Consider the following 8,596-nt stretch of genomic DNA (forward strand, 5'->3'; position numbering starts at 1 on the left):
CACGCTCCCCACGTCAGATACCCCCCGCGGGGTGGATTACTCTGGGCCCAGTTTGTTGCTGTTGCCCAGCGTGCCGTACGAGCAGTTCCTCAAGTTCTTTGCAACGTTCTCGGATCGAGTGTCTGAGATACGCATGGTCACGACGAACTGACTCGGCTCGCTGAAGGGCACGACTCAATTCTTGGCGGCATTCGGGGACTCGTGACCTCCGGCCTGGGACGGCAGGTGGGAATTTCGCTCGATATCGCGCTCAAGGTGGCGAATCCATTCGTCCACGCGCCGCGCCTCGGGCGAATTCGAGGCGACACGTTTCTTGGCATCGCGAAAGACAGTCAGGGCGCCTTCCCAGTCTTTCTGGCCATGCACGAGTCTGCCTAAGTTCTCACGGGGAATGAATGCCTCCGGGTCGAGATCGATCGCTCGACGGCACGCGAAGATGGCTTTGTCCGGGTCCGCGTTCATGCGGTAGGCAATTCCCAGGCTGTTGTAGGTCTTCGAATAGGTTTCCGAATCCTCCTTGCAGATTGAGACCGCGGCCGTCAGGTAGCGCAGGGCCTCGTCCGTCCGCGGCGGCTCGGTCTGGAGTAAGCAAATCCCGAGGTAATAGTTGAGCCAGAAGTCGTCCGGGTGGTGCGCCTGCCATTTTTCCAGGAACCGAGCCGCCTCGTCTGTCATGCCGACCCATTGTAGTGCGACCCCCATCAGCACCTTGCCGCCCGTTGGCAGTTTGGCCACATCCGGGTCATCGGCCAGGGATGCCAGAGTGGGGCCATCCTTTCGAATGAGCGCGTACAACCACTTGGTGTAGTTCGCACTCTGGGTCGGGTCGAGCTCGACGAGGAGCCCGAAAACATAGGATTTCTTCCAGAACTCGCTGAGCGGCGTCCAATAGAAGCGGGCGGCCAGCAGGATCCTCAGTTGGGTGCTCGCTCCATGATCGCGCACCCATGCGATGGTGTGACCACGTGTCTGAGCGTTGAAGAGATCAATCCCCTGTTTGCGAAAGATGGCATCAACCTGGCTCGCGGCCTCATGGTAGGCTTCTGGGCGGGTGCCTCCCTCGAATATTCTAGCCATGCACTTGTTGACGTCTACGTGGAAACGCAGCGCGTCGTTGGCTTTGTCCCATTCATTTCGCGCTTTGAGTACCCGCTGGCGGAGCGCGTCATCCTCTGGACCCATGTCCAGAAACTTCTGAGCCTGATCTAGCTCTCCTAGCGATTTCTCCAGGCTGGACCGCCAGAGCTCAAGGTCCCCAGTCTGCTTCCAGCCCGGTTCCATAAAGGTCGTGGCGTTTCGGAGAGCCCCGTCGACTTGGAGAGCCACCCTGTCCGCGCTCTCCTGCGCCTCGGCCTTGGCGATCCGTGCCGCTTCCGCGTTGTAATCGCGCTCTCTCTGCCACAGCCAGGCCGCGGTCCCAGCGATCGCGACGAGGAGCAATCCCACAGCCATCGAGGCGACTGCCAGCTTTCGGCGTTTCCGTTCCTCGGCCGCCTTTGTCTCGGCAGCAACCCGGGCCAATTTGGCGGTCTCGAGTTTTGCCTCGACCCCGGAGATGCAGGCCTCCAGGGCGCTCGCGACTTCCTCCGCGTCGGCAGGCCGGTCGGCCGCGTCCGGGGCCAGGCAACGCGTGGCCAGTTCGATCAGCTCCGGCTCGGCAGGGCATCCGCGAAGTCGGGTCATCGCCGGTCCTAGCTGGGCTTGCTCCGCCTGTTGCTGGATCGCTTCCTCGTCATCCCCGTCGTAGGGGGGTTGCCCGGTGAGGATCTCGCAAAGGATCGCTCCCAAGCCGAAGACGTCTGTTCGTTTGTCTACCTGGGCGATGTTACCGAGGGCCGATTCCGGCGAAATATATGATGCGGTCCCCAGGACGCTCCCGGGCCGAGTGCGGTATCGGGAATCGACATCGCCCTCCTCCTGCTCGGGGGCGTCGGCCGCACTTGGCTTCTCGATTCCGAAATCCCCGGGATCCGCCAGGTTCTTGGCGATACCCCAGTCCATGACCTGCACCTCGCCGTGATCGCCGACCATCACGTTCGAGGGCTTCAAGTCCCGGTGGATGATGTCCTGCCTATGGGCGAATGCTATTGCCTGGCAGATCGGGACGAAGTTCTTCTGGACGAACTCTATCCGCCGTCGCTCGGTGTCCGACTGCTCGGCGAACAATGCATCGAGAGTCTTCCCTTCGATCAGCTTCATCGTGAAATAGAGCCGACCGTCGCGGAGCCATCCTCGCGCGTGCACCGGAATGATGAACGGGTGGGCCAGCTGCGCGGTGATCCGGGTCTCCGCGAGGAACCGTTCCACGCCGGTAGTCCGGCCGGCGCTGTCCGGCTCCATCAGCTTCCACCTCAGGACCTTGACCGCCAAGAGGCGATCGAATTCTGGGTCGCGGACGCGCCAGATCACCCCCATGCCACCGCCCCTGATGCGGCCCAGCACGACCAGCCCGGGGAGGTCCGGCGGCTCCAGGTCGCGGCGTCTGTTATCCTCCTCCCGGATTCGTTTCAGTTCCTCAAGGCTCGGAAGGTCAGGCCCCCTCTGCGACCCGTCGGGCGGCGGGAGCTCGCCACACGGGCCGCCCGACCACCCAATCGCGGATTCGATCGACGGGTGCGGTCCGGGATTCCCGGGAACGCCGAACCGATCCAGGGCATCGGCCTCAGGCGCAACTCGGCCGCGATCGTTCGGGCCCGGGGCGTCCTCGTCTGGCTCGTCGAGGTCTCTGCCCCGAGGGGGGCCGTCACTGGATTGGCGGCTCATGAGCCCTCCCTCAGCCACGACGGTTGAGCATGGATTGGGATGCCTAGCAGGGAGATTGCCAAACCTTGCCGCGCGACCCAAACGGAGCCAGCCGGGACATTCTCGCCCCAGGGACCGGTTCCTGCTAGTGGCATCCCGGGCACGCCGACCCCTCGCCGTTGGACGACTCGTCTCGATGTCCCGCCTTGACGATAGTGCCGGTTGAGATCCATATGCCCGGCAGGTTTGGTCAGCGCCGCCCGGCGCATCTTTGCCCGCACGAGCGTGGAGGTCGGCGAAACAAGACGCCACGGCCTGTTGTCGAGAAGGTTCGAGGGGCGTCACACCCCGGGTAGGTGATGGTGGCGGAGCAGGGAATGAGGCCCACACCAGGTCGAACGCCCTGTTCCTCAAACTGGCTCGGGCCGTCCGGCAGCAGCTCGCCGCGTGGGCGATCGCCCGTAAACGCGCCCCGGACCAATCAACGAGGGAGATGCATCGTGCACAAGGCATTCCAGGCAGTGACGTATCTTCTGGTCGTTAGCGTCAGCGTCGCCTCGGCGGACGAACGGCTCACGCTCCAGCAGGCGGTCGCACTGTCGATTCAGGGCAAGCACGTCAAGGGCGTCCAGGTGGGCAAGCATGGGTTCGACCTCAAGCCCATCGGCACTGACGGCTCGGGAAAGAAGGTCATCATCGAGACCGCGATGAGCAAGACCTTCGAGGGCAGCTTCCATCACCGCATCGTCAGCAAGAACGACGTGGTGTACTACAAGATCGTCGCCGAGAAGGGCAAGGCGCCGCGTGGCGACATTATCCGCATCAAGTACCGAGGGCTCAAGGAGAACTGGGCTATCGGGTCGGGGAGCAAGGTCGTCAAGAAAGTGATCGAGACGGCCACCGGGATCGAGGTCGACTTCGCCGAGGGCATCGGCGAGCTCCAGCGCTGGCGGGTCGGCAGCTGGGAGGAGAGCGCCCAGACGATCGTCGACGAGATGGCCGCCCAGTTGGCCGAAATGCTGGATGCTGGCGTGTCCCTTCCTCAGTGATGCAGGTACATCCCGTCTTCAGCGAGCGCCGTGGCACGAGGCCACGGCGTTTGTCTTCTCTGAAGATTTCCGCCGAGATCGCTCTGGCGGTTGCCTTATCCAGCTGCTATCCCGAGGCTGGGATGATGCCGATCAGATCGAGATCCGCTCCACGATGTTCCGCGTCACCTTCCGCCGCCGGCGGTCATACAGCCGGGTGGTCCGCGGGTCGGCGTGGCCGGCCAGGTGCTGCACGTCCTCCAGCGGCACGTTCTGCTCCAGCAGGTCCGTGACCGTCGCCACGCGGAAGGAGTGGGGCGAGAACTGCCCCGGCAGCCCCGCGGCCTTGAGTCGGCGCTTCATCATCCGGCAGATGTCGATGCCGCTCATCGCCCTGGCGGTCAGCTTCTTCGTCCGGCGGAACGCAGGCCGGAAGAGGGGCCCTTCGGTGATCCCGGCGGCCTCGATGTAGGCCAGCAGGAGACGCTCCAGGTCGTGCCGCACGGGGCTCTCCCGCGCCTTGCCGCCCTTCTCGGCGAACCGCAAGGAATACTGCGTGCCGTCATGGCGCAGGCTCTTCAGGGTCAACTTGGCCACGGCGCCGGCCCGGGCGGCGGTGTAGATCAGCACGGCGATGATGGCCCGGTCGCGGATGCCGACGACGTCCGAGGCCTCAATCGACTTGAGAAGGTTGCGAGCCTGGGCGGTGCCGATCTCGGGTGTCTTGCCCTCGACGGTCGAGTACCGCTCGGCCCGGACGCTGGCGGCCGGGTTGAGGATGACGACGTGGCGGACGACCAGCAGGTCGAAGAACTTCCTCAACGCCGCGAGGCGGAGCTTCTTGGTCGGGGTCGCCAGCTGGAGGCCGGCCAGGTAGTCGCCGACGTGGCCGGGGGTGATCCGGACCAGCGGGATCTGCCGGTCGGGTCGATCGCACCAGGCGAGGAAGTGGCGCACGGCGTGGGCGTAGTTGCGGCGGGTGTAGGCGTTGGCGAGCTGGCCCTTGAAGAACTCGTCCCAGGCGAACTCGGCCCCGGGGCCCGCGGCGGCGACGATCGCCGGCGGCGGCCCGGCCGGGTCGTCGGCCCGGCGGCGTCGGGCGGGCGCCCGGTCGTGTCCCGGGTGCAGAACAATCTCGGTCGAATCGCTCATCGTGGATGGGCCCCATGCTCCGATGTTTAGCGCACACAATGTCCTTTCTATCATTACTGACTCCAGCCCGGCGAACTGAACGGTAGAGCGGCTCCGTTCGTAGTATGGGCATGAGACCCATCGGAACCGCAGACGAACTGGAACGTCGCCGTCGCCGGGCCGTGGAGCTGGTCAAGCGGGGCGAGTCGCCCGCCAAGGTCGCCTACTTCCTCGGCTGCGGTCGCTCCTCCGTCTACACCTGGCTCAAGGCCGACCGGGAGGATGCCCGCAAAGTGGCCGCCAGGCCGCACCCCGGCCCGACGCCCCGGCTGAGCGACGAGCAGATCGAGGAGCTGGAGGGCCTGCTGCTGCGGGGGGCCAGGGCCCACGGCTGGCCCAACGACCTCTGGAGTGCCCACCGGGTCGCCGAGGTCATCCGCCGCCGCTTCGGCGTCATCTACCACGTCGAGCACGCCCGCAAGCTCATCCGACGGCGGCTGAACCGGAGCAGCCAGAGGCCGCAGAAGCGGGCCCGGCAGCGCAACGAGGCGAAGATCGCCCGCTGAAGGGCCGAGGAGCTGCCACGGATCATCGAGGAGGCCGAGGCCCGCAAGGCGCACCTGGTGTTCCTCGACGAGTCGGGCTCCCAGCTGACGCCGGTTGTCCGCCGCACCTATGCGCCACGGGGCAAGACGCCTATCGTCGAGGCGTGGCATCGCAAGGGGCGGATCTCGGCCATCAGCGCCGTCACCGTCAGCCCGGTGCGGCGGCGGCCCAACCTCTACTTCCGGCTGCTGCCGGACAATACGAACGCCCACGGGGAGGACACGGCGGCCTTCCTCGCCCAGTTGCGGGGGGAGATCCGGGGGCCGATGACGATCCTCTGGGATCAGGGCAAGATCCACCGGCGATCGAGCGTGGTGAAGGCATACCTGGGGAAGCACCCGGGGATCGAGGCCGAGGACTTCCCCGGCTACGCCCCGGATGCGAACCCCGACGAGGGGGTCTGGGGCTGGACCAAGTACCACCGGCTTCCGAACTACGCCCCGGAGGACACGGACGAGCTTCGCTCCTGCCTCTGGAGCGAGCTGTCGGCCTTGCGAGGCAGGCCGGACCTGCTGGGCTCGTTCATCCGCCATGCCGAGATCCCACTCCAGCTGTAGGAGGCGTCTCGTTCGCCGTGCTGGTGTCAGTAATCCGGCCGGGCAGGGGGGGCGTCTCCAACCCCCGTTCAGGGTCACGGCGGTCGGCCGACCATGATCCGGTGCTACGCCAAGCCGATGGCCAGGACCTCGCGGGCCGCCTCGACCGCCTCGCGCGTCACCCTCGCCAGACCGTTGAGCGCCAGGATCCGCGCCACCTGCGTCAGCAGCCGATCCAGCAGCCGGAAGTTCCCTGGTAAGTTGTCCGCTCTCTGGCGCGATTCATTTTGGGCGATCCGGCATCCTGCATGCAGTCACAGCGACCGGCCCTCGGGCCGTCTCGCGGGGCCCGGAGGGGCGTCCCGCCGTGTTCCCGGCCGGGGGCCGCACGGTCCGATAATAGAACCTATGTCACACGGCCCCGGGCGCGGCCGGCAATTCATGTAGAAGTCGAGGATCTTGACGATTATCGTGGGGGTTCCGCCGCACCTCGAACCGGCACCCCGGAGCCCGCACCATGGCCGCCGTCGTCTGCCGCATCGACTCCGGCTTCGTCCTCCAGATCGAGGTGCCCTGCAAGGACTCGATGCTCGACGCCGAGGAGGCCATCCCGGAGGCCCCCAACCGGGCCGGCGTCGCCGCCACCGAAGAGGCGCTCACGCGATTCGACGCCGACGGCGCCCCCATCCACCTCGGGCCGCTGAAGCTCACCTCCATGGGCAAGGTCCACAAGCAATACCAGACCCCCTACGGCGTCGCCACCGTCGAGCGGCACGTCTACCAGGGATCGAAGGGCGGCAAGACCTACTGCCCCCTGGACCGCGACGCCCGCAGCGTCGTCAGATCGACACCGCGCTTCGCCCGGATGATCGCCCACAAGTACGCCGAGTTCGGCGCCGGCCGAGTGCTGGAGGACCTGGCCGAGAACCACGGCCGCCGGGTGGCCAAGGCCTTCGTCCGGGACGTCGCCGATGCGGTGGCCCCGGTCGCCCTGGCCAAGGAGGAGGACTGGCAGTACGAACTGCCGCGCCTCGACGCTCAGGTGGCGACGGTGACCATCGGCCTGGACGGGACGTGCCTGCTGATGTGCGAGGACGGCTGGCGCGAGGCGATGGTCGGCTCGATCGGCTTCTACGACAAGGACGGCGAGCGGCTGCATACCATTTATACCGCGGCCACGCCCGAGTACGGCAAGCTGACGTTCCTCGAGCGGTTCGACCGCGAGATCGACCGGGTCAAGGCGGCTTACCCCGAGGCGCGGTACGTCGGGGTGGCCGACGGGGCCCGGGACAACTGGCTGTACCTGGACCTGAAGACCGAGGTGCAGGTCGTGGACTTCTTCCACGCGACGCAATACCTCTGGGCGGCCGCCGACCCGCTGTTCCCCGACGACGCGACGGGGCTACGGCCGTGGATCGACTCGTGGTGCCACCGGCTGAAGCACGAACCCGGGGCGGCCAGGGCCCTGATCGCCGAGTTGGAGACGCGGGGGGCGGCCCTGGTCCGCAAGCGGCTGCCGGCGGAGGTCGACTCTGCGCTGACGTACTTCCGCAACCAGCTCAAGGGCGGGCGGATGGCCTACGCGGAGCTGGTCGCCGAGCACATCCCGATCGGCAGCGGGATGACCGAGGCGGCGTGCAAGGTGCTGGTCAAGCAGCGGCTCTGCGGCTCGGGGATGCGGTGGAAGGAGCGTGGCGCGGCGGCGGTGCTGGCGGTGCGGAGCCTGGCGTACACGCCGGAGCGTTGGGCGCAGTTCTGGTCGCGGGTCGACCGCAGCGGGTTCCCGGTGGCGGCGTGACGGGGATGCCGGCCAGGGTGAATTTCACATGAATTACCGGCCGCACCCACGGCCCCGGGCTGTCGATGTGATATCGGAATGATGTAGATATCCCGGTAACCAGGCCCTACGCCTTCTATACCCCTTCTCGCTGTCCCCTCGCTAGACATAGCCTCAGTTCGCCCTGTTCTTCGCCGCCCCTCATGCGCGGCGTCTGGTTCGACCCGCCTGCGGCTCCAACCCAACCATCCTGCCGGATGGCGGCGCGACTCGGGGCCATACGTGATCCGGGGCCGACTCGTCGCCGTCGGCCATCCAAGCAATACGTGATCCGGGGCCGGTCCAGGCGACCGAGAGCCCAGGGCGATACGTGATCCGGGGCCGACCGACGGCGTGGGTGGACGTGGCAGATACGTGAACCGGGGCCGAGTAGCTGCATGGGAGAAACTGGCCCACATGTAATACGTGATCCGGGGCCGGCTCCCGATCTCCCCCAACAGCGGAGGAGGTCGGCCAATACGTGATCCGGGGCCGGTTACGTGATCCGGGGCCGACGAAACGTGATCCGGGGCCGGTCCCTACGTGATCCGGGGCCGGGTTATACGTGATCCGGGGCCGGTCCCTACGTGATCCGGGGCCGGGTTATACGTGATCCGGGGCCGAAAATTCGGCGTAAGTCCTTGCTGGATAACAGATTTTTTTGGGGTAAACTCTGTAACTGGATAACGTTGCCAGAAAACCAACAACTGGGCCGCGAGTTGTTGCGAGGTTCTCCG

At 66.3% G+C, this 8,596-nt stretch carries 6 protein-coding genes; 4 read left to right on the top strand and 2 right to left on the bottom strand.

Translation table 11 applies throughout. The features are described 5' to 3' along the window. Nucleotides 1-174: 174 nt before the first annotated feature. Nucleotides 175-2,763 (bottom strand): protein kinase domain-containing protein, encoded by a 2,589-nt coding sequence (locus ElP_RS36125; protein ID WP_197447198.1) that lies wholly within the window; start codon nt 2,761-2,763, stop codon nt 175-177. Between the two features lie 479 nt (nt 2,764-3,242). Between ElP_RS36125 and ElP_RS36130 the strand changes: the two genes are divergently transcribed. Continuing rightward, the gene (locus ElP_RS36130; RefSeq protein ID WP_145279676.1) at nt 3,243-3,791 is read left to right on the top strand and encodes a hypothetical protein; all 549 of its coding nucleotides are present in this window, start codon (nt 3,243-3,245) and stop codon (nt 3,789-3,791) included. A gap of 132 nt (nt 3,792-3,923) precedes the next feature. Here ElP_RS36130 and ElP_RS36135 read toward each other — a convergent pair whose 3' ends face one another. Then, complete coding sequence (locus ElP_RS36135; RefSeq protein WP_197447199.1) at nt 3,924-4,922, bottom strand: tyrosine-type recombinase/integrase; 999 nt, start codon at nt 4,920-4,922, stop codon at nt 3,924-3,926. A 110-nt stretch (nt 4,923-5,032) separates the two neighbouring features. Here ElP_RS36135 and ElP_RS36140 point away from each other — a divergent pair, with 110 nt between their 5' ends. The 3 genes from ElP_RS36140 to ElP_RS36150 all read left to right on the top strand — a co-directional run bounded on the left by ElP_RS36140 (nt 5,033) and on the right by ElP_RS36150 (nt 7,841). Beyond that, entirely contained in the window at nt 5,033-5,467 is a 435-nt protein-coding gene (locus ElP_RS36140) for a winged helix-turn-helix domain-containing protein (RefSeq protein WP_197447200.1), read from the top strand. A 57-nt stretch (nt 5,468-5,524) separates the two neighbouring features. Beyond that, nucleotides 5,525-6,064 carry a transposase gene (locus ElP_RS36145; RefSeq protein WP_197447201.1) on the top strand — a complete coding sequence of 180 codons (540 nt, stop codon included), beginning with the start codon at nt 5,525-5,527 and terminating at the stop codon, nt 6,062-6,064. Nucleotides 6,065-6,560: 496 nt separating this feature from the next. Beyond that, the gene (locus ElP_RS36150) at nt 6,561-7,841 is read left to right on the top strand and encodes an ISKra4 family transposase (protein ID WP_145279680.1); all 1,281 of its coding nucleotides are present in this window, start codon (nt 6,561-6,563) and stop codon (nt 7,839-7,841) included. The last annotated feature ends 755 nt before the right edge of the window (nt 7,842-8,596 follow it).

The sequence above is a fragment of the Tautonia plasticadhaerens genome, from assembly GCF_007752535.1.
Lineage (GTDB): Bacteria > Planctomycetota > Planctomycetia > Isosphaerales > Isosphaeraceae > Tautonia > Tautonia plasticadhaerens.